This is a genomic window from Streptococcus sp. bf_0095, assembly GCF_004166885.1.
Lineage (GTDB): Bacteria > Bacillota > Bacilli > Lactobacillales > Streptococcaceae > Streptococcus.
Map to the genome: position 1 here is coordinate 634,434 of NZ_RCYU01000001.1, position 23,772 is coordinate 658,205.

Consider the following 23,772-nt stretch of genomic DNA (forward strand, 5'->3'; position numbering starts at 1 on the left):
GGTCCCTGACTTTGTAAAAATTCATTTAAGCGTCTCTCCGAACATATTGAATCGCCCGATATGTCAGAAAGAGAGTCAGAACAAGGGAAACAAACCAAATGGTCCGAAGTCCATAATATTGGATGAGGAAGGTGGATAGGATAGCCCCTCCGACAAAACTCCAAATCAAGGAAGTCATAAAGAGGGATTCCCAGAAAAACTCCATCTTGCGATCCCGCACAAAATTCCCGTAAGCGATCATGGTCTTCTTGAGATTCCCCGTCATAAAGGAATGGTTGTAAGCATAGCCATCGACTTCTCCAAAGGAAATGGCTACAATCCCCAAGCTCAGTCCAAAGAAAGGCACGATCAGAACATTGGGCACTTCTTTTGGCAGAAAGCCTGCCACCAAGGTCGTCAGGACCAAAGGAACTAAGGTACTAAGCCGCCAAACCGAATGACTAAAGAAGCGTTGAAAGACGGTCATCAAGAAAATCCCGATCATAAAGGCCAACATGGTAGCTAGTTTGACCTCCACATCAGATATTTCATGGCCGATTAACCCAACGGATAGAAAGACCACGTTTCCCGTTTGGCCAGCCGCCAAGGTCCCTCCTCTTTCGATAAAGGTGTAGGCATCTGAAAAGCCTGCACACATAGTCAGCAGGCAGGCAAAGGCCTTACTTCTGGAGTGAAACTCCCTTCTTAACTTTTTCATATTTCTCCCTATTTGTCATGGAAAAGAGGCTGGGACACTACTTCCTAACCTCTCTCACTTGTTATCTTATCCTTCACGTGATTCGCTCAAAATCTTCTCAATCTTGGTCGTAATCAAATCAATGGCTACGGTATTGGTCACGCCTTCTGGAATGATGACATCCGCATAGCGCTTGGTTGGCTCGATAAACTGATGGTACATCGGCTTCACCACTCCCAAGTACTGCTCGATGACGCTGTCCAAACTCCGACCACGCTCTTCCATATCTCGCTTGATCCGGCGAATAATCCGCACATCATCATCGGTATCAACGAAAATCTTGATATCCATCAAGTCACGAAGACGCTTGTCCTCCAAGACCAAAATTCCCTCAACGATAAAGACATCCTGAGGCTCCTGGCGATAAGTCTTAGCACTACGCGTATGCGCTGCATAGTCATATGTTGGAATATCAACCGGACGTCCAGCCAACAACTCATTGATTTGCTCGATCATGAGGTCTGTATCAAAGGCAAAAGGATGGTCATAGTTGGTCTGAATCCGCTCTTCAAAGGTTAAATGGCTTTGATCTTTGTAATAAGAATCGTGCTCAATCATAGCAATCTTTTCATCTGGAAAGTGGGACAAAATAGCTCGAGAAACACTGGTTTTTCCCCCACCAGAACCGCCTGTTACACCGATAATAATTGGTCTGTTTCGCATCTTCTTCTCCATTTTCTATAATCCTATTTATTCTATCACAAAAGCGGTCACTTGACCACGACTTGAACCATTTTTCTATGGCTTTCATTCAAAATCAAAGAAGGATCTCCTTTCCCCTTCCGTCCCAGTTCGAAAGGCCCATTCCATCTTTTTAGGGTGAAACATGATATAATGAAACCAGTAAATACCTGATTGAAAGGAGCTGCCATGCTGAAACTTGGTATCATCGGCACCAGTGCCATCTCCCATTCCTTCCTGGCCGCAACTAAAGAAACAGGGCACTATGAGTTAAGGGCGGTCTATTCGCGGACCTTAGAGAAGGCTAGTAGCTTCGCCCAACCCTATGGACAAGTGGCCCTCTATGATGATCTGATTGCCTTTTTAGATAGTGACCTAGATGTCATCTACATTGCTAGTCCCAATTCACTCCACTATCCCCAGGCCAAATTAGCCCTCCTAGCTAAGAAACATGTCATCCTTGAAAAACCAGCCGTCACCACTCCCAAGGAATGGGAAGAGTTGGTCAAATTGGCAAAGGAGCACCAGGTCTATCTCTTTGAAGCAGCTCGCAACTATCATGAAAAAGCCTTTGCGACCATCCAAGACTTTCTCAAAGACAAGACCATCTTGGGTGGTCACATGACCTATGCCAAATACTCCTCTAAAATGCCCGAACTCCTGAAAGGGGCTACACCTAATATTTTCTCTGACCAGTTTGCTGGCGGAGCCCTTATGGATCTGGGTGTCTATCCCCTCTACTTTGCAATCGGCCTCTTCGGTCAACCTGAATCAGTAACCTATCAGGCGCGGCAATTGCCTAATTCAATCGATTTGAACGGACATGGTAGCTTGGTTTATTCTGACTTTGTCATCGGCATTCAAGCCGGCAAAGATGTGACCAGCAATCTTCCTGCTGAAATCTACACAACAGATGGCACCCTCTTTCTGAGTGGCATTGAAGCCGTTAACGAGGCTGTTTTTCAAGACCATTCTGGAATCAGCTACCAGCTTCTAATCACTCCTGCCCCTCATAACATGCTAGAAGAAGCCCAGGCCTTTGCTAGTATGATGACAGAAGGCGACCAGATACTTTACCAGACTTGGCTCCAAACCGGACAAATGGTCCATCAAGCCCTCTATGCTATGCGCCAAGATGCTGGAATACACTTTAAGGACGAAAACTAATATGACACTAGCATTCCCACCGCTCTGGCAAGAGCAACTCAAAACCCTCGGCTTTGAGCAACTCACTGAAATCCAAGAACGCCTCTTTGAGCCGATCACCCAAGGGGAGAATGTGCTTGGGGTCAGCCCGACAGGTACCGGGAAGACTCTGGCCTATCTCTTCCCTAGTCTTCTCAAGCTAAAACCTAAAAAAGCGCAACAATTGCTGATTCTCTCCCCCAATACAGAATTGGCCGGACAAATCTTTGATGTCACTAAACAATGGGCAGAGCCTCTTGGACTCAGTGCCCAACTTTTCCTTTCTGGCTCTAGTCAAAAACGGCAAATCGAACGCCTCAAAAAAGGACCCGAAATTCTCATCGGAACTCCAGGCCGTATTTTTGAATTGATCAAGCTCAAGAAAATCAAGATGATGAATGTCAATACCATCATCCTGGATGAATTTGACCAACTTTTCAGCGACTCTCAGTATCACTTTGTCGACAAGATTTGCCACTACGCGCCGCGAGATCATCAATTTATCTATATGAGTGCAACGACTAAGTTTGATGCAGAGCAAATCGAGCCCAATACCCTGACCATTCAGGTAGAAGAGCAAAACTTGGACAATATCCAGCACTTCTATATGAAGGTGGACAAGCGAGAAAAGGTCGAACTCCTCAGAAAACTATCCAATGTCGAAGACTTTCGTGGCCTCGTTTTCTTCAATAGCTTGTCCGACCTGGGGAGCGCTGAAGAAAAACTCCAGTACCGAGAAGTTAGCGCTGTCTCACTTGCTAGTGACGTCAACGTCAAATTCCGGAAAGTCATTCTGGAACGCTTTAAGGATCATCAGCTGACACTCCTTCTGGCAACAGATTTGGTAGCGCGGGGAATCGATATCGACTCACTAGAATGTGTCGTCAACTATGAAGCTCCAAGAGATGCCGAAACCTACATCCACCGATCTGGGCGTACCGGACGCATGGGCAAAGAAGGCTATGTCATCACCTTGGTCAGCCATCCAGAAGAATTAAAAAGCTTGAAAAAATTAACCCCTGTTCGTCCTTTGATCCTTAAGGGAGCTCAACTCTATATAGGGGAAGAATAAGAAAATCGTTCGTAACATTACGAACGATTTTTAATGTAGACAAACTATTGTTTTACATAAAACAGCTGGATAATTTTCAAAAAACAACTTATATTTTTAGTCATTTAAGAATATGAAAAAAACTTTCCGCCGTGAGAAAAGTGCCTGAAACACAATCGTTTCAGGCACTCGGAATTATTGAGACCTTAGGCTCAATAATTAGTCATGGAACTTCTACGAAGTTCGCTGACGTCCGTACTCACCTAAGGAAAGTTTTTAAAATTACTTTATCTTCAATCTGAGTCGTTCGTAACATTACGAACGATTTTTTTAATTACGATTGTAATAAAGGCGATGAGTTTCCACTTGGTGGTTTAAGAGTTCATCAACCGTCACAATGGTGTAGCCTTGCGATTGAAGGTATTGGATCACAGCTGGGAGAGCATTAATAGAAGTTTGGTGAATATCATGCATCAGGATAATTGATCCTGGTTTGACTTGTTTTTTCACCTCTGCTAAGATTGCTTCGGTGTTATGACTCTTCCAATCCAAGGTATCCACATCCCACATGATAAAGGCTTGATCCACTGCATATTGAATGGCACTATTAATCGAACCATAAGGAGGACGAGTAATCTTCGTTTGCACTCCAGTCACCTTTTGAATCACTTCTTTGGTATCCATGATTTCTTTTTGAGCTGACTCCAAAGGCAACTTAGTTAAGACAGGATGGTTCCAAGTATGGATCCCGATTTCATGTCCTTCCTGACGGACCCGTTTAGCCACTTCAGGATAGGCTGAGACATTCTTCCCAAGCATAAAGAAAGTTGCTTTAACATGGTACTTGTTAAGGATATCCAGGGCTTGAGGAGTCGTCGTTGGATCTGGACCATCATCAAAAGTCAAGGCAACCATCTTAGCGTGACGTTGGGTTTGGTAGGCCTCATAAGCTTCACGATCTCCAGGATTCAGGCGAGCAGAATCAATCACATCATAGAGCTTCGAAAGGGGCATATCGAAGGTTTCCATGCCCTCAATAGTAACTGGAAGTGTGATAGAAAGAACCCCTTGATTGTAGGTGAACTGCCAACTTGCTATATCACTTGCTGAGACAGCTTGCATCAGCTCTTCAATTCGATCTTCCCCTAACTGTAGGAAGACCAGCTGAGAGCGCAATTCTGTTAAGAGAGTTTCTTTGGCTAGATTTGCATCCGTAAACAATTGGGAAAATTGGAAGACCGTCCCCTCATCCGTTAGATAGAGGAGAGGTAGTTTGTCAATCTCATCTTTAATGAACTTGCCGTTTTTCCACTTGTACTGGGTCTTCTTCACCTGATAAGGATGAACCCCTACAAATGGGTCTTCTGAGCGTTCGGTATGGTAGAACAAAAGCTCTTTTGCTTGCTGGTTTTTCTTCTCTTCTTGGGGAAGAGAACCAACATCCGCTAGAATTCTCTCTTTAACCACTGCGATGGGTTCTTCATTATTTTTCGGGTAGTATGCAGCAACATAAGATTGACCAACCATTCCTTTTTGAAGGCTGGTATCTTTGTCTTTTTCAACTGCTTCTTCTTCCCTGATTACTTTGGAAAACTGTTGATTATAATTTTTGATGGCGCGTGCTTCCTCAATCTTCTGATAAGCTAGATAGATTCCTCCGATAAAAAGGAGGTTTAGAATAATGAGGATAAACATTTTCAAGTAGGAATTCTTCATATTCTTATTATAGCAATTTTATCACCAAAAAACAGTAGAAAACTCTCAAATCTAGAAATTAAATCCTAAAAAACAATAGGAAATTAGGGGACTACCCTATCCCCTGTCATTTAGTAATAGCCAATTTCAAAAACAAAAAAGAACAGGTCAGTTCTCACCTGCTCTTTATCCTATGTGATGTGATTGCTGATTATAGGGACTTTTCACGAATCACTTCTACTTTGTAGCCATCTGGGTCCACAATAAAGTAATAGTTTGGAAGTGTTCCTGGCAAACCTTTTGGATCTGTTACTTGGTAACCTTTTTCCTTATGCTCGGCATGAAGGGCTTCAAGATCTGGTGTACTCAAGGCTACGTGAGCAAAACCATCTCCAATTACATAGGGACCATGATCATAGTTGTAAGTTAATTCCAACTCATAGTCATCCCCTTCTAAACCAAGATAAACGATCGTAAATTTGTATTCAGGAAAATCTTTGCGGCGCAATTCCTTAAAGCCAAATGCATCTGCATAAAAGGCAATTGATTTTTCTAAATTCTCCACACGTAAACAAGTGTGTAACATTTTTGAAGCCATAAGACACCTCTTTCTTTTTTTACTATTATACACTAGTCAGATCAAAATAGCGATTAATTGAAATGGATGAAAAAGAGAGTGGGACAGAAATCGGTCATTCGTTAGAATTCGATTTCGTCGTCCCACCTCCGCACAGCTTCAACAGTCTGGGAGACTGTTGAAGGTTGCAGATAAAGGAAACATAGTTTCCGTCAACATAGGGCATCTTTGAAGCTTAAAAAGCGAACAAAGACTTAGGATACTTGCTTCGCAAGTTCTATCCGCCACCTCAAAGCAGTGCTTTGAGCACTCAACCACTGCATCTTGCTCGACAATCCAAAGACAATTGAGAGGCTAGGATTTCTGTCCCACTCTCTTACTTGTTCTTCGTTGATTTAGAACTGGATCTCTTTTTACTTTCTGACTTAGTTGCTAGTTTTACCTCGAAAATAGAACCTTTAGGTTTGTTATCTCGAACACTAATGGTACCATTGAAGGCTTCTACGATTTGCTTGGCTAAGGATAAGCCTAAACCAAAACCACCCTTTTGACGGGTTCGCGCTTTATCCACTCGATAGAAACGATCAAAAATCCGTTTTTTATCTTCATCAGCAATTCCTGGACCATTGTCCTCTACTCGAAGATAGAGATAACGATCCTTGAATTGGGCGACAAAGCGTATTTTCCCTTCTTCCTCCGTATATTTGAGGGCATTATCATACAAAATGGTCATCAGTTGTTTCAATAGGACCTTATCAGTCACCAGACTCCTATCCACCAGATTCTCATATTCGAAGATTTTTTCGTTTTCCTCCGCAATGATTTCATAATTGGCAAAAGTTTGATCAAAAAAGGATGGTGTGATCTCGCAAAACTCCGGTTTAATCCCATCATCTCGACGGGCTAAGTTTAAGAGATTGGTCGTCAATAAGCGCATATTGCGAACTTCATCCAAAGAGGAGGCGATATTCTCACTAGATTCCATAATCGTTGCCTCTGGTTTGCGGAATAAGGTTTCCAAACGATTTTGCAAAACCGCTAAAGGCGTCCGCAATTCATGAGAGGCATTTTCGACGAAGGCCTTCTGCCGGTTCATGCTCTCTAAGAGAGGTTTCACACTCATCTTAGCCAGGAAGATACTTGCAAAGAGGGAAATGCCCCAGAAACAAATCATGACCAAGGCAATTTGACTCTCATGTTTTTCACTGGTCTGTTCCAACTGACTGATATTGGTCATGATCACGGCATATTTCACCCCGTCGATATAATCATCGGGATCAATATCTACCAAATAAGCCCGGTAACTTTCCTTCTGCTTATAATGATTGGTAATTTGAATCTGCTTGATTTTGTTTAAATAACTGCGACTAAAAGTTACTGTTTTTAGATCTAGGAAACCATTATCCGTCGTCACATTTTCAAATTTATCATTCAAAAGGATAGCTGTGCTATTGGAAGTAACCGATGGTCTAGGGCCATCCTCGGGACCAAGTTCATCATCTTCTGGGCCGTCATCAGCAGTTTCGTCTCTTCCCATCCCATTGCCTGTACGGTTTGCCAAACTGATAATCGAATAGCGATCTTTACTGAGCATTTTTAAATTTTCGTCAACCGTTGTATAAAGACTGGAACGCATCACCTGAATAATAATCAAGGTCATGGTTGAGAAAATCAAGGTAAAGAGTCCGAAATAGCGGATGAAATAAGAAAAGTCATCCGCATTGACAGTTTTTTTAATTTTATTGAGCATCTTTCAGAATATACCCCACGCTACGCAATGTTTGGAGATTTTTTGCAAAGTCTGTACCTTTTAATTTCTTCCGAATCTTAGAAACATACACTTCGACAACCGAAATGGTCGTATCGCTATCAAATCCCCAAAGTCGATCAAAGATTTGTGTTTTTGGCAGGATGACATTTTGATTTTGAAGGAAATAGACCAAAAGATCAAATTCTTTTCCTAATAGTTCTACTTCTTTCCCTTCAACAAGCGTAGAGTTAGTCGAGAGATTAACGGTCACATTCCCATAAGAAAGAGTATTTTCATTGACCTTACCAGCGCGCTTCAACAATGCTTGGATTCGCATTTTCAACTCTTCTAGGTAGAAAGGCTTGGTCAGATAGTCATCTGCTCCCAACTCAAAACCATGGCCCTTATCGTCCAAGCTCTCTTTGGCTGTCATAATCAATACCGGAGTGGAGACCCCCTTATCTCTCAATTCTTTTAGAACTTGGAAACCATCTTTGCCAGGAAGCATGAGGTCCAGTAAAATTAGGTCATAGATCCCACTTTCAGCCTCATACAAACCTTCATCCCCATCAAAGACTTGCATGACATCTGCAAAATCATCTAAAAAATCAAATACTGAATTAGACAAACCAAGGTCATCTTCGACTAATAAAATCTTAATCATGTTTACTTTCTCCTTCTCATTATTCCACAGGGATGATGAGTATTTTCTACTCTATTATAACATGACAAGGCTTCATACAGTAGCTTTCAGATAGCGATTTCAACTTTTTCTTAGCCCGCTGTCCCTGTCTCATCCTTTGATGAATGTTTTGTATTGCTTGACGATTTTTTCGAAGAGGACTTCTTGGAGGACTTTTTATTGGATTTCCCATTTTGTTGGCTGTCTGGTTGAGCTTGAGGTCCCCCATCTTGTGGCGATTGGTCATTCCTATTCCCCTGGCCTGGTCCACCGTTTTGACCATCTTGCGGGGGCCTACCACCCGGTCCACCTCCAAATCCATCTTGTCCTTGCTGACCTTGAGGTCCCCCACCTTGTGGCGGTTGACCATTCATCTCACCTTGCCCTGGTCCACCATTTTGTCCATTAAAACCTTGTGAGTTAGAATGTCCATTTTGTCCTTGAGGATTTTGGTTAGGTTGGTTAGTGTTTTGTGTAGAGACTGTTGCTTGTTGACGTTGGGGAGTCGTATTGGCTGTCGCCAACATTCCCAATCCAAATCCACTTGTCATTCCTACGATGAGTCCTCCTGTTGCTGCGACAGTTGCCCACCACTTAGGACTTTTCTTAAGAACAATCATTTTTTCAGTTCTTTCTTGCTTTTGTTCATTCGAAGCTTGCATTCTTTCATTTCCTTATTTTTTTTTATTTAAACAAGGCCTTTGTTTAGATAAGGATAGTTTACCGACCCTTCCTTAACCGTGGCTAAATTTTTTCTTAAACTTTCCTAAAATGATCAAGGAGACATTTGTAACAGCTGAAAAGAAGACTTGACAGGGTTCCTTCTTTTTTGTAGAATAGTTACCATAAAAATAAATCGAGGTTTACTGTTTTGAAAAAAATTGAATCAATGACATTAATTGCTCTTGGAGCAGCTCTGATTGCTGCCCTATCACCTTTTACAATCCCACTTGGACCCATTCCTATCACGCTTCAGACTTTAGCCATTGGATTAATCGCCAGCATCTATCGTCCAAAAGAAGCTACCCTTTCCGTTCTCATTTACCTCCTCTTAGGTGCCATTGGACTTCCCGTCTTTGCAGGTGGTCACGGAGGCATCAGCTCCTTCTACGGTCCCACTGCCGGATTCCTTTTCTTCTTTCCCCTTCGTGCTTTGGTTACTTCTATCTTTGCTGGTCAAAAGGGACAGCCCATTCGTATTTTTCTTGCTAACGCTTTAGGAGAAGTCGTTCTCTTTATTGGGGGTGCCTTAGGGTTTATGCTCATTGCCCATAAATCTTTAGATTTCGCAATAAAATTTGTCGTCTTACCTTTTGTGGTGCCAGATTTGATTAAGATTACGTTGACAACTATTTTCGCGGTCATTCTTTATCGAAATCTCAAGCATCTCCCTTATTTCAAAAAAGAAAAATAAAAACTCTTAGAGAGGCTTGCAGATCTGCATAGCACTCTCTAGGAGCTTTTTTCATTATTTTGTTGCTAGAAGGGCTGCTTCAACAGCTGCTTTCTCACGCTCGATAAGATCGATACGAGCGGCGATTTCCTTGATTCCCATCTTGATATTGCGGCTAATCGCCATATCTTCTAATTGAGGTTCAAAGAAGGCCTTGTATTCATTCAAGCGTTCAAGGGTCTTGAAACAGTTGGCTGGGTAGATAACAAACTTATCAAAGCTCATATCACCACCGAGTGCCTTCTTGATCCAATCCCAGTTCTCACGTGCCCAAGTCCAGGTTCTTCCTTGGGTAAAGTCATGATGCAAGAAATTGAAGTACCAGCTCATAGCCAAGTCTTGCGGTTTCACCACATCCTTGTTCTTCCACTCCTTCAATAGAGCTTCCAAGGTTTCCGCATCTTTGGTGTAAGAAAGAGCTGCCGCTAACTGGCGCTTAAAGTTTCCATCCACTGTCTTCACATAGGTATCTAGGTATTGTTGGCTAAGTGCCTTGGTTTCCTGATGCTTGATTTGGTTGATCAAGATTTGCAGACGAATGGCAGCTGGAAGTTTTTCTAGATCAGATGCATGTGCTTCAAAGAGGACACTCGCTTGGGCTTGTGCAGCTTCATCATTAGCCTTAATCATATTGGCAATCATGAGCTGACGAACTTTTTCGTCTTCTTCTGCTTCACCTGGCTTAGCTTCTAGTCCCAAGCGTTCAAAGTTGTAGCGGTTCATCCGTTTCAACAGCTCATGGAAGGCAACTTCTGTTTCCGTTCCTTCATTCACAAAGAGACTGATTCCAGTCAAGACGCTCGAAACAGCAGAAACTACCAAGAAGGAATTTTCTTCTGTCAAATGCTCGATCACTGGCAAGAGGCTTGCATAGGAAATTTGCCCACTTTCAGCTAACAGACGACGTTCTTGAACCACTTGTAATTTTGAAGTGCTATCTAAGTTAGCAAGGTCCGCAAGGATGTCTTCCAACAATTCCCCACGGTAGTCACTGATATAGTGGGCCGTATTTTCTGTATTAAAGCGAAGAGCACCGCTATTAGCTGCTTTCAAGGCACTGTAGTTTGGAATTTCTAAGACTTCTGTTTCCAAAGTATCTGGAATACCTGACCAGTTGCTATTTAGCGGAACAACCCACTTGCGACCTTTTTCTTCTTTTTCTCCGATAAAGAACTGGTCTTGACGGATGATCAAGGTATCATTCTCTACAGAAGCTGAAACAACTGGATAGCCAGGTTGCTCCAACCAAGAATCCATAAAGGCTGCTACATCCCGACCAGAAGCTTGACCCAAGGCTTCCCAAAGATCTTGCCCAATGGTATTTCCATATTGGTGCTTTTCAAAGTAGATTTTCAAGCCCTTGCGGAAAGCGTCATCGCCTAACCAGCGACGAAGCATGTGCATAAGACGGCTACCCTTAGCATAAACAATCGCTGGGTCAAAGAGGGTGTTGATCTCGTCTGGGTGTTTCACTTCCACATGGACGGATTGAACGCCATCAGTCGCATCGCGTTTCAAGGCAGCAGGTACACCAGTTGTTTGGAAGTCTTCAAAAATGTTCCAGCTTGGTTCGATGGCATCCAAGCAGACATATTCCATCATATTGGCGAAGCTTTCATTCAACCAGAGGTCATCCCACCACTTCATCGTTACGAGATTTCCGAACCATTGGTGAGCCAATTCGTGAGCCACCACCAAGGCTACTGTTTGACGGCTTTGAGCTGTCGAGTTCCCATCTACAAGGAGATAAACTTCGCGGTAGGTTACCAAGCCCCAGTTTTCCATAGCTCCTGAAGAGAAGTCTGGAAGGGCGATATGAAGGGATTGAGGGATTGGGTAAGCAACTCCATAGTAGTCTTCATAGAATTCAATAGCACGAACGGCAATATCTAATGAGAAGTCCAAGTTTTCTAATGGGTGAGCTTTGGTAGAGTAGACACCGACTAGGGTTCCATTCTTGGTCTTAGCTGTCACTCCTTGAAGATCTCCTGCCGCAAAGGCCAAGAGATAAGAAGACATACGAGGAGTTGTATCAAACTTCCAAATACCTGTTTCTTTCCGACTTTCGACATCGATTTCAGGCATGTTAGAAAGAACGATTTCCCCTTCTTCTTGGTCAAATTTCACAGCCAAATCAAAGGTCGCTTTGGCTTCTGGCTCATCCACACTCGGGAAGGCTTCACGCGCAAAATGGCTCTCAAACTGAGTGGAGATGACCTCTTTTTTGACACCATCTACTGTATAGTAAGACGGATAGATCCCTGTCATATTATCGGTAATTTTTCCTTTATAAGAAAGTGTAAGGTTTACTTTACCTGTAGCAGGAACTTCAACAAAGACCGCTTCTTCCTCATCCTTGACTGTAAAAGCACAATCTTGCCCATCTACTTGTGCAGATTCGATGGTCAAATCCTTTTGGTGAAGAGAAATGCGAGTCTTCTTTGCTTCTCCGGTAATAGTCACTTTCCCTGAGAAAGTTTTGTTTGAGCGGTTCAAATCTAAGAATAGATCATAGTGCTCAGGTACAAATGTATCAATAAAATGTGCAACTGCTTGCATGAGTATCTCCTTCTTCATTTATTCTCATCTTCTATTCTAACATAAATCCTATGGTCTGTAAGGTAAGAGGAGGCAAAACCAGATCTCTAAGAAAATAAAGTCTGAGATGATGACCTCAGACTTTATTTTCTTATAATTCCACAATTTTTCCTGTTTCGAAGTAGACAACCCATTCACAGATGTTTTTTGCATAATCTCCGATGCGTTCCAAGAAGTTGATCACTTGGAAATAATCCCGTCCGGTAACGATGGACTCTGGATTCTTCCGAATTTCTTCTGTTGCTAATTCTTGAATGCTATCAAAGTAATGGTTGATCACTTCGTCTCGGCTAGCTACTTCATAGGCCAAATCTACATCACCTTTGAGGTAAACATCCAGTGTCGCTTCAACAAAGTCTTTAACTTCACGTCCCATCTTGCTGATCTCTTCTTCAACAGATTGGATGCGGACTTCCCCCTTCATTCGAATAGTTGCTTTCGCGATTGAAACCGCATGGTCACCCATCCGCTCTAAGTCAGAGACTGCTTTTAAGACCGTCATGACCACGCGAAGGTCTTGCGAAACTGGCTGTTGAAGGGCGATAATCTCAAAAGATTTGCGCTCCAATTTCACTTCGTATTCATTGATATCCGCATCATCTTCGATAACCTGGCGGGCCAATTCACGGTCATGTGTGACGAAAGCACGAACCGTACGATTGATTTGGGTCAACACTTCATTTCCCATTGCATAAAATTGGTTATGCAATTTTTCTAAATCTTCTTCAAATTGAACTCGTAACATTTTATTTTCTTCCTATCCAAATTTACCAGAGACATAGTCTTCTGTTTCTTTCTTAGCTGGGTTCAAGAACATTTCATTGGTATCATTGTACTCAATCAAATCGCCATCCAAGAAAAAGGCTGTTTTATCGGAAATCCGACTCGCTTGCTGCATGGATCGAGTCACCAAGAGCATGGTGTAACGGTCTTTTAGTCCATACAGGGTTTCTTCAATCTTACCAGCTGAAATCGGGTCCAGCGCTGAAGTTGGTTCATCCAAAAGAATAATCTTTGGACTGGTCGCAAGGACCCGCGCTACACAAACCCGCTGCTGCTGACCACCAGAAAGTCCGATAGCAGAATCATGCAGGCGATCCTTGACCTCATCCCAGATGGAAGCACGTTTCAGTGAGGTTTCAACCGCTTCATCCAAAACAGCCTTGTCCTTGACACCATTAATCATCAAGCCATAGGTCACATTATCATAAATGGACATTGGAAAGGGATTGGGCTGTTGGAAGACCATTCCGATTTCCTTACGAAGCTCCACTGTATCAGTCCGGGGACTATAGATATTGTGACCGTTGTAGATGACGGTTCCTGTCGTCGTCACCTCATGGTTCAAATCGCCCATCCGATTGATGGCTTTAAGCAAGGTAGATTTCCCTGATCCTGAAGGACCAATCAAGGCTGTAATCTCCTTTGGAGCAAAATCCAAAGAAACACTATTTAAAGCCTTCTTTTTATTGTAATAAACCGACAAGTCCTTGACTTGCAAAATTGGTTCTGTCATTCTATTTTCCTTTTTGTTGTCATATTCCTTTATCCAAAGTGACCCGATACATAATCGTTGGTCGATTGCAATTTCGCATTTTGGAAAATATTCGAAGTCTTATCGTACTCGATGAGGTTTCCAAGGTAGAAGAAACCGGTATAATCACTAGCACGCGCTGCTTGTTGCATACTGTGTGTCACGATGACAATCGTGTAATCCTTCTTCAACTCCAGCATGGTTTCTTCTAATTGCGCTGTTGCGATCGGGTCTAAGGCTGAGGCTGGCTCATCCATGAGCAAAATCTCTGGTTTAACGGAGATGGCACGGGCAATACAAAGGCGTTGCTGTTGACCTCCTGAGAGCGTCAAAGCAGACTTGTGCAAGTCATCCTTGACCTGATCCCAGAGGGCTGCTTGCTTCAAGGATTTTTCTACGATTTCATCCAAGACCTTCTTGTCTTTGACTCCTGCCCGTTCGTGAGGGAAGGTAATATTGCGGTAGATAGACTTCGCAAATGGATTTGGTCGTTGGAAGACCATCCCGATATGCTTTCTCATTTCATAGACATTGATATCTGGTCGGTTGACATCAATCCCTTCGTACCAGATCTCACCAGTCACACGCGCAATATCAATGGTATCGTTCATTCGGTTCAAACTTCTAAGATAGGTGGACTTCCCTGATCCAGAAGGACCAATCAAGGCTGTAATCTTATTCTTTTCAAACTGCATGTCGACGCCTTTGATGGACTCGTTATTTCCATAATAGACATGCAAATCTTTGGTAGATAGGACCACCTTTTCTTCAGGAAAAGTAATGATGTGTCTCTCATCCCAATTGTATTTTGACATTTCTTCTCCTTTTATGCTGAGGTTAATTTCTTATGGAGGTAAGTACCGAGCTTACGTGCTCCAAAGTTGAATATCAAAATGAAGATCAACAAAACTGCTGCAGAACCAGCGGATACTTCAATAGCATCTGGAATGGTTCCTTCACTATTGACCTTCCAAATATGGACCGCTAGTGTTTCTGCTTGACGGAAAATAGAAATCGGACTGGTTACACTGAAGAGGTTCCAGTTACTCCAATCCAAGGCTGGGGCAGACTGACCGGCTGTATAAATCAAGGCTGCTGCTTCCCCGAAAATCCGTCCAGAAGCCAGTACGACACCCGTAATAATACTTGGCAAGGCTTCTGGTACCACTACGTGAATCACGGTTTCCCAACGAGAGATTCCAAGAGCAAGCCCAGCTTCTCTTTGTGTATGGTGGACGTTTTGCAAACTATCTTCAATGTTCCGTGTCATCTGTGGCAAGTTAAAGACTGTCAAGGCCAAGGCACCAGAAATAATCGAGAAGCCATATTGGAACTGCACTACAAAGACCAAATAGCCAAAGAGACCAACTACAACTGATGGTAGGGAAGACAAGATTTCAATACAGGTCCGAACCAAATTGGTCAATGGGCCCTTCTTGGCATACTCTGACAAGTAGATCCCTGCCCCCAAAGAAAGTGGGAAGGAAATAATCAAGGTAATGACTAAGAGGAAGAAGGAATTATAAAGCTGAATCCCAATCCCTCCACCTGCTTGGTAAGAAGAGGATTTGCTGGTCAAGAAAGTCCAAGACACATGCGGCAACCCTCTAAGTAAGATATAGAGAATCAAAGAAGCAAGAATAGTGACAATAATTCCAGCAATAGCATAGAGAACCCCTGTCGCTATCTTATCTATTTTTTTAGCGTGCATAGTTCTTCTTACCTCTTTCTTTCGTGATCAATTTGATAACGCTGTTGAATGCCAAACTCATCAGCAAGAGCACCAAAGCAAGTGACCAGAGAACGTTGTTGTTAACTGTTCCCATAACAGTATTTCCAATACCCATGGTCAAAATGGAGGTCAAGGTGGAAGCTGGAGTTGTTAAAGATGTTGGAACAACTGCTGAGTTTCCGACTACCATCTGAATAGCCAAGGCTTCCCCGAAGGCACGCGCCATCCCAAAGACAACTGCCGTAAAAATACCCGAGCGAGCTGCCTTTAAGGTGACATGCCAGATGGTTTGCCAGCGAGTCGCTCCCATAGCCATACTCGCTTCCCGGTAGTGACGAGGGACTGCCCGTAAGCTGTCTGTTGTCATAAAGGTCACTGTTGGGAGAATCATGACAAAGAGGACAAAGACCCCTGACAAGATCCCAAATCCTGTCCCACCAAAGATGGAACGAACAAATGGAACCACTACTTGCAAACCAATAAATCCATATACAACGGAAGGAATCCCTACCAACAATTCAATGGCTGGTTGTAAGAGACGAGATCCCTTAGGAGATACTTCTGTCATAAAGACTGCTGCACCAATGGCAAAAGGTGTCGCCACCAAAGCAGACAAAAGGGTTACAATGAAGGAACCCAAGATCATTGGCAAAGCCCCAAATTCTTTCCCTGACGGATTCCAAGTGGATCCGAAAAGGAAACTAAAGACATTGACCTTGTTGACAAAGAAGGTCGATAATCCCTTTTGGGCTACAAAAATCAAAATCAAAGCTACAACAAAGACAATTAAACTCATACAACAGAAGGTAATGGTTTTACCAAATTTTTCCAAACGAGAATTATTGGACTTTGCGAGCATTTTTTTTGCTACTTCGTTCATTTTTTACCTAATTCTTCTTATTTCTTCGTAATGTTACCGTCAAGATCACGGCTGACTTTCATATCATTGATTGGGATATAGCCCATCTTACCAACGATTTCCTGCTGGACCTCATCTGTCATCATATAATCCAAGAATTTCTTGGCCAATTTACTTGGCTCTCCCTTGGTATACATGTGTTCGTAGGACCAAATTGGCCAGTTATTATTCACCACGTTTTCCTTAGTTGGTTCATAGCCATTTAACTTCATAGTTTTGACACTATCATCCACGTAGGTAAAAGCCAAATAAGAAATGGCACCTGGAGTCTGGGAAACAATGTTCTTCACCATTCCATTGGAATCCTGTTCCTGAGCCTGTTTAGGATCTTTCCCATTCATGATGATGTCATCGAATACGGCACGGCTACCGGATCCTACTGCCCGGTTCACAATGGTAATTTCGAGATCCTCACCCCCCAATTGCTTCCAGTTGGTATATTCACCAGTAAAAATCTTACGCAATTGTTCAGTTGTCAAATCGTCTACGGAAATAGTCTTATTGGCAATGATGGCTGTTCCTGCTACTGCCACTTGATGGTCTACCAAGCTAGAAGCATCGATTCCATCTTTTTCCTCCGCAAAGAGGTCACTATTTCCAATATCCACAGCTCCCGATTGGACCTGAGAAAGACCTGTACCAGATCCGCCTCCTTGGACATTAACAATCTTACCGGGATGTTCTTCCACATAACGATCTACCACCCCTTCAACGAGCGGTTGTAGGGCTGTCGATCCAACAGCTGTAATCGCTTCTCCACGGTCAATCCAAGATGCACAGGCAGATAGAGAAGCTGCAAGTGCTACTGTTGCTAGCCCAAGGACTAGCTTTTTGCATTTATTCAATGTAAGTCTCCTTGAATCAAAATCAAATATCGTTTAAATGTTATCTCTAAACACTTGGTCATCTTCTAGTATTCTAGCAAGAATCACTCTATTTCCACTATAACATAGAAAGACCGCATTTCCTAATAATTTATCTAAATCTCAAGCCTTTTGGAAAGAAATTTTTTAACGTTCGTCCCGTTACTTTTGCAAAGCCCAAACCATTGCCTCCAGCCAGGACCTGATACCATCCATTTGCGTAATCTTGCTCCAACTGAATGGTCTCTCCAGCCACGTACTTACTAAAGTCTGGATCCGACAAGCTGACTGATTTTTTCACTTGATCTGGTTTCAGAGCTAGGCCCAGAGCAAAGCTAGGTTCAAAGCGATTTTTCTTAAAGGTGCCAAGGTGCAAGCCATTGCGAGCAATCTTGACCTTTTTCAAATCAGGAAGTCCAGATGGTAAGAAATAAAGCTGATCTCCAAAACATTGGTAGAGACCCTCCAAGTCGATGGCTAAGCGGTCCTTGGCAAAAGCTTGCCACAACTTCTTCTGCTCAGCCGTTAGATTGGAACGTCCTTCCTTGAACTTCTTAACTTCAGGCTCTCCGTGATAAAGGAATTTAGCAACAAATTGCCCTTCACCCTTGAAATGATGAGGATACATACGGGCCGTTTCAGGATGTCCGATCCCTTCTACCATACCATTAATTTTTTCAATCGGTAGCAATTCTAGTTCATATTCTTCTAAAAGCCAAGAGACAATCTCTTCGTTCTCTTCCGGAGCCCAGGTACAAGTCGAATAAACTAGCTGCCCCCCTGGTGCCAGCATCTTGATAGCATCTGTTAAGATATCTCTTTGAAGACTTGCGCATTGAGCTGGATAATCTGGATTCCAGTAGTCCATGGCATCTGGCTGCTTCCGGAACATTCCTTCACCAGAGCATGGTGCATCCAAAACAATCAGATCGAAAAAGGCTGGGAAAACCTTTGCCAAACGTTCGGCTGATTCATTGGTCACCACGACGTTACGAGCACCAAAGCGTTCAACATTCTCGACCAGAATCTTGGAGCGTCCCTTGTGAATCTCATTAGAAATAAGGAGGCCTTGATTGCCTAAATAAGAGAGCAAGTGAGTCGTCTTTCCACCAGGGGCTGCCGCAAGATCCAAGACCTTCATACCCGGACTGGGATGCGCTACTTGAGCCACCATTTGGGCAGCGGGTTCTTGCGAGTAGACCAAACCTGTGACATGGGCAATGGATTTCCCCGATACCTTACCATAGTAACTCCAAGGCATGCCTGGAATGGGCTCATCGCCTCTGATTTGCACTTCCTTTAATGGATTGGTTCGATAGGCAGAAACGGCTGGTTCATCAAAAGTTTGAAAGAAGGCTTCAGCCTCTTCTCCAAGTAATTGGCGATACTTTTCTTTAAATCCTTGAGGAAAGGTCATGCGTTTTTTCCTTTCGTCAAAAAAGGTTGAATTTCATCTAGTTTACAAGTCGGCACCATCATAATGGGCTCCAAGGTCTCATAGTTGGGTTCTTTCCCTTCCAAGGTCAGGACCGAGTAACCTAGACACTCGCCCATAATGGCAGCAGCAGCATAATCCCAAGGCCAGATATAGCTAAAGTAGCCTAAAATACCACCAGATAGAATCTTGGTAAAGCTGATACCAGCGCTCCCATAGACTCGAATCCCCAAGCACTCTGCTCCCAGATCCGCCATGCCCCAAGCGTTGGATTTGAGCATGCCAACATTGGAAGCCACTAATAAGTCCCCAAGAGGCCGATTTTGAAATGGTTTCAGTTCTTTGTCATTGCAAAAGACTCCAAAATCCTTTCCACCAAAAAAGAGATGGTCGCGCATGACATCATAGATCAAGCCAAACTGGCCAATCCCTTCTTCAAAATAGGCAACCATTACAGCAAAATCTTCTTTTTGGGTCACAAAATTATTGGTCCCATCAATGGGATCAATCACCCAGACCTTGCCGGAGTGAATAGGCGCACGAAGCTCATCTTCTTCAGCGAAAATTTGGTCTTCTGGATAAGCTTCTAATATCTTATGGACTAAGGTTGCTTGCACTTTCTGATCCATCTGAGTCACCAAATCCGTCGGATTTGTTTTGACAGTAATCGCTAGCTGGTCATGTAAGTGTTCTCTTAGATAGCTTCCTGCTTCTTTGACAATGGTCTTAGCAAATTCTAATTTATTGATCAATCGAAAACCATCCTTCCCCTTTTTCTTTCGCAACTTTGGTTGCGCGGTAAAGTGAGTAGCCACTGACCTCTTCAAATTCCTTGCCCAGACGCTTTTCTTCGCCAATACTTGGGACAACTTTCTTAAAGGCCTTATAGGCTTCTAGGTAGATGCGGGCATCTGCCTTTTGTTCATAGGCTTGTTCAACCTGATTAAAAAAAGAAAGCACCGAAGCAAGCTCTTCAGTGCTCCACGATAAATCGAGTGGGTAACTATAATTCTTATTCATATTAATGGATCTCCGCTCTTAATGTAGCAGATCTTAACTCTTCCTTACGATATCCTCGAGGAAGAAATGCGCGGATTTCGTCCTCATTGAAACCAATTTGCATCCGTTTCTTGTCTAGAATAATTGGGCGACGCAAAAGACTAGGATTTTCCTCAATGAGCTTAATCAAAGCAGAAATCGATAAATCCTCTACATCAACATTTAACTTCTGAAAAATTTTAGAACGAGTTGAAATAATATCGTCTGTACCGTTCTCAGTTAGAGCTAAAATATTACGCAACTCCTCAGTTGTTAGAGGACTCGTCATAATATTGTGTTCCTTAAAAGGAACCTCATGTTTTTCTAACCAAGCCCGGGCCTTCCGACAGGATGTACAACTCGGAGACAAAAATAATGTAATCATGTTCTTCTCTTCTTTTTTTGGACACACTTAGCTAACTCTATTATACAAAATTATTCGGTGCTTGCATAGTGATTTTTGAATTTAGACAAAGAAAATTCTCCCCTTAAGGGAGAATTTCTAACAAAAGTTATCTGGTCCATTGACGAGCTATGATCTCATCCTGACGCAGTTGCTCCACAAGCGCTTCTACACTGTCAAATTTGACCATTTCTCGAATCTTGTCTAACCAAAAAATCCGAATCGTATGTCCATAAATATCTTTTGAAAAATCAAAGATATTGGCTTCAAAGCGAAGTTCCGTCCCATCAAAGGTCGAGTTTTTACCTACAGAGGCCATCCCACGATGACGCTTCCCTAGCACTTCTACTTCGACGACATAAACACCATCTTGAGGAAGATGTGTCCGATCGATAGGTGCAAGATTGGCTGTTGGAAAACCAATGGTTCGACCTCTTGCATCCCCATGAACGACAATACCACGACTGGATAGGGGATAGCCTAAAAGATTGGCTGCTTCTTTGACCTGGCCTGATGAAATAGCCTGCCGAATACGGGTCGAGCTGATTTTTTCTCCCTGGTCTAGGACAGGGGGAACCACTATGACTTGGCCTTTAAAATAGGTCTCCAAATCACTAGCTACTTTCTTGTCACTACCAAAGCTATAATCAAATCCTGCCACTAAGACACGCGCTCGAAGTGATGTTAGGTAGGTAGCAACGAATTCTTCAGCAGTATGAGCCGCAAAATCACTGGTAAAATCAATGAGATAAAGATCATCTACTCCAAGTTCTTCCATTCGTTTAAAGCGTTCCTCTGGATTTTGAAGGTGGAGGAGTAATTCTGGTTGGTAACGGGCAAAGGCCAATTTTGGAGATTCTGGAAAGGTCAAGACAGCTACTCGAAGTCCTTGCTCATCCGCAATGGCGCGAGCTGTCCGAAATAGCTCCTGATGCCCTCTGTGAAGACCGTCAAAATAGCCCAAGACAAGAACTGTATCTGCTTGAGCTTTTATTTCTTTTTCACTAGTTACATAACAAATGTTCATGAATTTATTGTAACACACTTTCTGTCAGAAAAACCTTGCGAGGTTTGTAAAGTTCTTCTCTTTTTTCTAAAATGGCCACTAATTTTCCTTGGTAAAAAGCAGCCAATTCTTTGGAGTCACTCTCAACCGGAATAAAGCGTCCCACTTGGACTTCGCCGACCTCTTCGACTGTCAGCTCCACTTTTTCCAAATCTCCGGTTCCAATTTCAAGTGGATGAAGGAAGCTCAAATCTCCTTGAGCAACTTTTTCAGCAAGTTCTTCCAAGGTTAGGGCATTTTCTAAGGACAAGCCAGCAGCACTGGTGCGTGTCAGATGGGACATGTGGGCCGCATAGCCCAGTTTCTGCCCTAAATCCACAGACAAGGTTCGGATATAGGTCCCCTTGCTGCATTTAACCCGGAAGCGAAAGCGGGCTAGTCCTTCTTCATAACGAATTTCGCTTGTGCGCGTGAATTCATAAATGTTCACCTGCCGAACTGGACGTTCCACTTCTTCTCCTGCACGCGCATACTCATAGAGCTTACGCCCATTGACCTTGACCGCTGAATACATGGGTGGTACCTGTTCGATTTCTCCTACCATCTGGGCAATCATGCGGTCTACCTCTTCTGCATCCAAGGGGTCTTGCACAGGGGTCCGATCGACAACTTCTCCGCTGGCATCCTCCGTCGTGGTAGAAAACCCCAAAGTGATTTCTCCCTCATAGATTTTGCCTTCATCCTGCATAAATTCAACCATTCGGGTCGCCTTTCCTACGGCAATCGGAAGCACTCCCACCACATCAGGATCCAGCGTTCCCCCATGGCCAATCTTCTTGGTACCTAAGATTTTTCTCAGTTTAAAAACCGCATCATGGGAGGTCATTCCTGCTTCTTTTTTTAAGTTGATAATTCCGTCCATCTGATTTGCTCTTTCTAACTCATGTGTGACCATCCGGGCCACCGACCCTTTATTATACCATGAAACGAGACTTCTTGTCCCTGTTTCCCCCTTCCTGATGAGCTTCCAAAAAATCCCGTAGCAGATTTCAGACTTTTTAAAATGGGTTTGATACAATAGAAAGCGAAAGAAGGTGTAACATATGTTAATGTATGATGTTATTGTGATTGGATTTGGTAAAGCTGGTAAAACTCTTGCAGCGAAATTATCAAGCCAAGGAAAAAAAGTCGCTCTGATTGAAAAGAGCAAGTCTATGTATGGTGGTACTTGTATCAATATCGCTTGTATTCCAACTAAGACCTTGATCGTCGCAGCGGAAAAAGGCTTGGATTTTGAACAAGCTATGAGTGAAAAAAATGCGGTCACTACTCGTCTCAACGGCAAGAACTACGCAACGATTGCTGGAACGGGTGTAGACATTATCGATGCGACAGCCCGCTTTGTGTCCAACAAGGTCATCGAAATTCAAGTTGGAGATGAAAAGGAAGAATTGACAGCTGAAACCATTATTATCAATACTGGTGCTGTGCCAACTATCCTTCCAATCCCAGGATTGGCTGAAAGTAAATTTGCAGTGGATTCAACCGGTATTCAACGTTTGGAAAACCTACCAAAACGCCTGGGCGTCCTTGGTGGTGGACCAATCGGATTGGAATTCGCCCACCTCTACAATACCTTGGGTAGCCAAGTAACAGTATTGGATGCTTCTGAAGCATTCTTGCCACGGATCGAGCCAAGCATCGCAGCTCTTGCAAAAGGCTACCTGGAAGAAGATGGTATTCAATTCTTGCAAGGCGTTCATACCCAAGAAATCAAAGATGGCCAAAACAGCTTAACCGTTGTAACGGATAAGGGAGACTTCGAGTTCGATATCCTTCTCTACGCAACAGGACGGAAGCCAAACACAGTTGGACTTGGTCTTGAAAACACAGATATCCAAGTCACTGATCGTGGGGCAATCCAAGTCAACCGTCATTTGGAAACCAGCGTCCCTGGTGTCTTTGCAGTTGGGGATGTCAATGGTGGTCCTCAATTCACTTACATGTCACTCGATGACTTCCGCATTGTCTTCAACTATCTCACAGGTGATGGTAGCTACAATCTCGAAACTCGTAACAATTATGCGACAACACTCTTCATTGCTCCTCCACTTGCCCAAGTCGGCTTGACTGAGCAAGAAGCACGTGACAAAGGGCTTCCAGTTGCTGTTAAAGAATTGCCAGTTGCTGCCATGCCTCGTGGACATGTTAATGCAGATCTTCGAGGTGCCTTCAAAGCCGTGGTCAACCCAGAAACCAAAGAAATCCTTGGAGCAACTCTCTTTGGAGAAGCTGCAGGCGAACTCATCAACCTGATTACCATGGCTATGGACAACAAGATCCCTTATACTTACATCGCAAAACAAATCTTTACCCACCCAACCATGGCAGAAAACCTAAACGATCTCTTTGCGATTTAAATAGAATAAAAACA

Annotated in this window: 24 protein-coding genes; 4 read left to right on the forward strand and 20 right to left on the reverse strand. The window is 43.2% G+C overall.

All coding sequences use genetic code 11. The features are described 5' to 3' along the window. Positions 1–25: 25 nt before the first annotated feature. Complete coding sequence (locus EAI95_RS03255) at positions 26–697, reverse strand: YoaK family protein (RefSeq protein WP_129822179.1); 672 nt, start codon at positions 695–697, stop codon at positions 26–28. Between the two features lie 66 nt (positions 698–763). Beyond that, positions 764–1,399: a uridine kinase gene (gene udk / locus EAI95_RS03260; RefSeq protein ID WP_048691384.1), complete on the reverse strand. Its 636-nt coding sequence runs from the start codon at positions 1,397–1,399 to the stop codon at positions 764–766. A 207-nt stretch (positions 1,400–1,606) separates the two neighbouring features. Here udk and EAI95_RS03270 point away from each other — a divergent pair, with 207 nt between their 5' ends. After that, positions 1,607–2,584: a Gfo/Idh/MocA family oxidoreductase gene (locus EAI95_RS03270; RefSeq protein ID WP_129822181.1), complete on the forward strand. Its 978-nt coding sequence runs from the start codon at positions 1,607–1,609 to the stop codon at positions 2,582–2,584. Between the two features lies 1 nt (position 2,585). Beyond that, entirely contained in the window at positions 2,586–3,674 is a 1,089-nt protein-coding gene (locus EAI95_RS03275) for a DEAD/DEAH box helicase (protein ID WP_048691389.1), read from the forward strand. A 309-nt stretch (positions 3,675–3,983) separates the two neighbouring features. Here EAI95_RS03275 and EAI95_RS03280 read toward each other — a convergent pair whose 3' ends face one another. The 5 genes from EAI95_RS03280 to EAI95_RS03300 all read right to left on the reverse strand — a co-directional run bounded on the left by EAI95_RS03280 (position 3,984) and on the right by EAI95_RS03300 (position 9,019). Then, the gene (locus tag EAI95_RS03280) at positions 3,984–5,348 is read right to left on the reverse strand and encodes a polysaccharide deacetylase family protein (RefSeq protein ID WP_238662890.1); all 1,365 of its coding nucleotides are present in this window, start codon (positions 5,346–5,348) and stop codon (positions 3,984–3,986) included. Between the two features lie 211 nt (positions 5,349–5,559). Next, positions 5,560–5,946, reverse strand: coding sequence for a VOC family protein (locus EAI95_RS03285; RefSeq protein ID WP_023022851.1), 387 nt, complete (start codon positions 5,944–5,946; stop codon positions 5,560–5,562). 355 nt (positions 5,947–6,301) lie between these two features. Then, complete coding sequence (locus tag EAI95_RS03290; protein ID WP_120702079.1) at positions 6,302–7,675, reverse strand: HAMP domain-containing sensor histidine kinase; 1,374 nt, start codon at positions 7,673–7,675, stop codon at positions 6,302–6,304. Next, a complete protein-coding gene (locus EAI95_RS03295) occupies positions 7,665–8,339 on the reverse strand; it encodes a response regulator transcription factor (RefSeq protein WP_117744091.1) in 675 nt (224 codons plus the stop codon). The genes EAI95_RS03290 and EAI95_RS03295 overlap by 11 nt, the downstream gene beginning before the upstream one ends. A gap of 110 nt (positions 8,340–8,449) precedes the next feature. Further along, positions 8,450–9,019, reverse strand: a complete 570-nt coding sequence (locus EAI95_RS03300; protein ID WP_129822183.1) for a hypothetical protein — start codon at positions 9,017–9,019, stop codon at positions 8,450–8,452. A 209-nt stretch (positions 9,020–9,228) separates the two neighbouring features. On the opposite strand from EAI95_RS03300, the gene EAI95_RS03305 reads away from it, so the two are divergent. Further along, entirely contained in the window at positions 9,229–9,771 is a 543-nt protein-coding gene (locus EAI95_RS03305; protein WP_123159312.1) for a biotin transporter BioY, read from the forward strand. 54 nt (positions 9,772–9,825) lie between these two features. Here the strand turns inward: EAI95_RS03305 and EAI95_RS03310 are convergent, their stop codons facing one another. The 13 genes from EAI95_RS03310 to truB form a co-directional block, all read right to left on the reverse strand. Then, on the reverse strand, positions 9,826–12,369 hold the full coding sequence (locus EAI95_RS03310; protein WP_129822184.1) for a M1 family metallopeptidase: 2,544 nt from the start codon (positions 12,367–12,369) through the stop codon (positions 9,826–9,828). Between the two features lie 130 nt (positions 12,370–12,499). Beyond that, positions 12,500–13,153, reverse strand: coding sequence for a phosphate signaling complex protein PhoU (gene phoU / locus EAI95_RS03315; protein WP_023022840.1), 654 nt, complete (start codon positions 13,151–13,153; stop codon positions 12,500–12,502). 12 nt (positions 13,154–13,165) lie between these two features. Next, entirely contained in the window at positions 13,166–13,924 is a 759-nt protein-coding gene (gene pstB, locus EAI95_RS03320; RefSeq protein ID WP_129822185.1) for a phosphate ABC transporter ATP-binding protein PstB, read from the reverse strand. A 29-nt stretch (positions 13,925–13,953) separates the two neighbouring features. After that, positions 13,954–14,757: a phosphate ABC transporter ATP-binding protein PstB gene (gene pstB, locus EAI95_RS03325; RefSeq protein WP_023026660.1), complete on the reverse strand. Its 804-nt coding sequence runs from the start codon at positions 14,755–14,757 to the stop codon at positions 13,954–13,956. A gap of 11 nt (positions 14,758–14,768) precedes the next feature. Next, the gene (gene pstA / locus EAI95_RS03330; RefSeq protein WP_023022836.1) at positions 14,769–15,653 is read right to left on the reverse strand and encodes a phosphate ABC transporter permease PstA; all 885 of its coding nucleotides are present in this window, start codon (positions 15,651–15,653) and stop codon (positions 14,769–14,771) included. Continuing rightward, complete coding sequence (pstC, locus tag EAI95_RS03335; protein WP_023022834.1) at positions 15,643–16,554, reverse strand: phosphate ABC transporter permease subunit PstC; 912 nt, start codon at positions 16,552–16,554, stop codon at positions 15,643–15,645. The genes pstA and pstC overlap by 11 nt, the downstream gene beginning before the upstream one ends. Positions 16,555–16,571: 17 nt before the next feature. Next, complete coding sequence (locus EAI95_RS03340; RefSeq protein WP_023022832.1) at positions 16,572–17,438, reverse strand: phosphate ABC transporter substrate-binding protein PstS family protein; 867 nt, start codon at positions 17,436–17,438, stop codon at positions 16,572–16,574. A 130-nt stretch (positions 17,439–17,568) separates the two neighbouring features. After that, complete coding sequence (locus EAI95_RS03345; protein ID WP_129822186.1) at positions 17,569–18,873, reverse strand: RsmB/NOP family class I SAM-dependent RNA methyltransferase; 1,305 nt, start codon at positions 18,871–18,873, stop codon at positions 17,569–17,571. Continuing rightward, complete coding sequence (locus EAI95_RS03350; protein ID WP_023022828.1) at positions 18,870–19,643, reverse strand: inositol monophosphatase family protein; 774 nt, start codon at positions 19,641–19,643, stop codon at positions 18,870–18,872. The genes EAI95_RS03345 and EAI95_RS03350 overlap by 4 nt, the downstream gene beginning before the upstream one ends. Further along, positions 19,633–19,911 (reverse strand): UPF0223 family protein, encoded by a 279-nt coding sequence (locus EAI95_RS03355; RefSeq protein ID WP_023026658.1) that lies wholly within the window; start codon positions 19,909–19,911, stop codon positions 19,633–19,635. The genes EAI95_RS03350 and EAI95_RS03355 overlap by 11 nt, the downstream gene beginning before the upstream one ends. Before the next feature lies 1 nt (position 19,912). Continuing rightward, entirely contained in the window at positions 19,913–20,314 is a 402-nt protein-coding gene (locus EAI95_RS03360) for a Spx/MgsR family RNA polymerase-binding regulatory protein (protein ID WP_040803090.1), read from the reverse strand. 127 nt (positions 20,315–20,441) lie between these two features. Continuing rightward, complete coding sequence (locus EAI95_RS03365; RefSeq protein WP_023022823.1) at positions 20,442–21,359, reverse strand: bifunctional riboflavin kinase/FAD synthetase; 918 nt, start codon at positions 21,357–21,359, stop codon at positions 20,442–20,444. Positions 21,360–21,363: 4 nt separating this feature from the next. Next, entirely contained in the window at positions 21,364–22,260 is an 897-nt protein-coding gene (gene truB, locus EAI95_RS03370; protein WP_173018607.1) for a tRNA pseudouridine(55) synthase TruB, read from the reverse strand. Positions 22,261–22,441: 181 nt separating this feature from the next. On the opposite strand from truB, the gene EAI95_RS03375 reads away from it, so the two are divergent. Then, a complete protein-coding gene (locus tag EAI95_RS03375) occupies positions 22,442–23,758 on the forward strand; it encodes an FAD-containing oxidoreductase (RefSeq protein ID WP_048717251.1) in 1,317 nt (438 codons plus the stop codon). The last annotated feature ends 14 nt before the right edge of the window (positions 23,759–23,772 follow it).

Coding starts and splice junctions, on each gene's coding strand:
- phoU (WP_023022840.1), bottom strand. CDS start 13,153: ATGTTACGAGTTCAATTTGAAGAAGATTTAGAAAAATTGCATAACCAA.
- EAI95_RS03355 (WP_023026658.1), bottom strand. CDS start 19,911: ATGAATAAGAATTATAGTTACCCACTCGATTTATCGTGGAGCACTGAA.
- EAI95_RS03295 (WP_117744091.1), bottom strand. CDS start 8,339: ATGATTAAGATTTTATTAGTCGAAGATGACCTTGGTTTGTCTAATTCA.
- EAI95_RS03290 (WP_120702079.1), bottom strand. CDS start 7,675: ATGCTCAATAAAATTAAAAAAACTGTCAATGCGGATGACTTTTCTTAT.
- EAI95_RS03270 (WP_129822181.1), top strand. CDS start 1,607: ATGCTGAAACTTGGTATCATCGGCACCAGTGCCATCTCCCATTCCTTC.
- EAI95_RS03280 (WP_238662890.1), bottom strand. CDS start 5,348: ATGTTTATCCTCATTATTCTAAACCTCCTTTTTATCGGAGGAATCTAT.
- EAI95_RS03310 (WP_129822184.1), bottom strand. CDS start 12,369: ATGCAAGCAGTTGCACATTTTATTGATACATTTGTACCTGAGCACTAT.
- pstA (WP_023022836.1), bottom strand. CDS start 15,653: ATGCACGCTAAAAAAATAGATAAGATAGCGACAGGGGTTCTCTATGCT.
- EAI95_RS03360 (WP_040803090.1), bottom strand. CDS start 20,314: ATGATTACATTATTTTTGTCTCCGAGTTGTACATCCTGTCGGAAGGCC.
- EAI95_RS03275 (WP_048691389.1), top strand. CDS start 2,586: ATGACACTAGCATTCCCACCGCTCTGGCAAGAGCAACTCAAAACCCTC.
- EAI95_RS03300 (WP_129822183.1), bottom strand. CDS start 9,019: ATGCAAGCTTCGAATGAACAAAAGCAAGAAAGAACTGAAAAAATGATT.
- EAI95_RS03255 (WP_129822179.1), bottom strand. CDS start 697: ATGAAAAAGTTAAGAAGGGAGTTTCACTCCAGAAGTAAGGCCTTTGCC.
- udk (WP_048691384.1), bottom strand. CDS start 1,399: ATGCGAAACAGACCAATTATTATCGGTGTAACAGGCGGTTCTGGTGGG.
- EAI95_RS03285 (WP_023022851.1), bottom strand. CDS start 5,946: ATGGCTTCAAAAATGTTACACACTTGTTTACGTGTGGAGAATTTAGAA.
- EAI95_RS03375 (WP_048717251.1), top strand. CDS start 22,442: ATGTTAATGTATGATGTTATTGTGATTGGATTTGGTAAAGCTGGTAAA.
- pstC (WP_023022834.1), bottom strand. CDS start 16,554: ATGAACGAAGTAGCAAAAAAAATGCTCGCAAAGTCCAATAATTCTCGT.
- truB (WP_173018607.1), bottom strand. CDS start 22,260: ATGGACGGAATTATCAACTTAAAAAAAGAAGCAGGAATGACCTCCCAT.
- EAI95_RS03365 (WP_023022823.1), bottom strand. CDS start 21,359: ATGAACATTTGTTATGTAACTAGTGAAAAAGAAATAAAAGCTCAAGCA.
- pstB (WP_023026660.1), bottom strand. CDS start 14,757: ATGTCAAAATACAATTGGGATGAGAGACACATCATTACTTTTCCTGAA.
- EAI95_RS03345 (WP_129822186.1), bottom strand. CDS start 18,873: ATGACCTTTCCTCAAGGATTTAAAGAAAAGTATCGCCAATTACTTGGA.
- pstB (WP_129822185.1), bottom strand. CDS start 13,924: ATGACAGAACCAATTTTGCAAGTCAAGGACTTGTCGGTTTATTACAAT.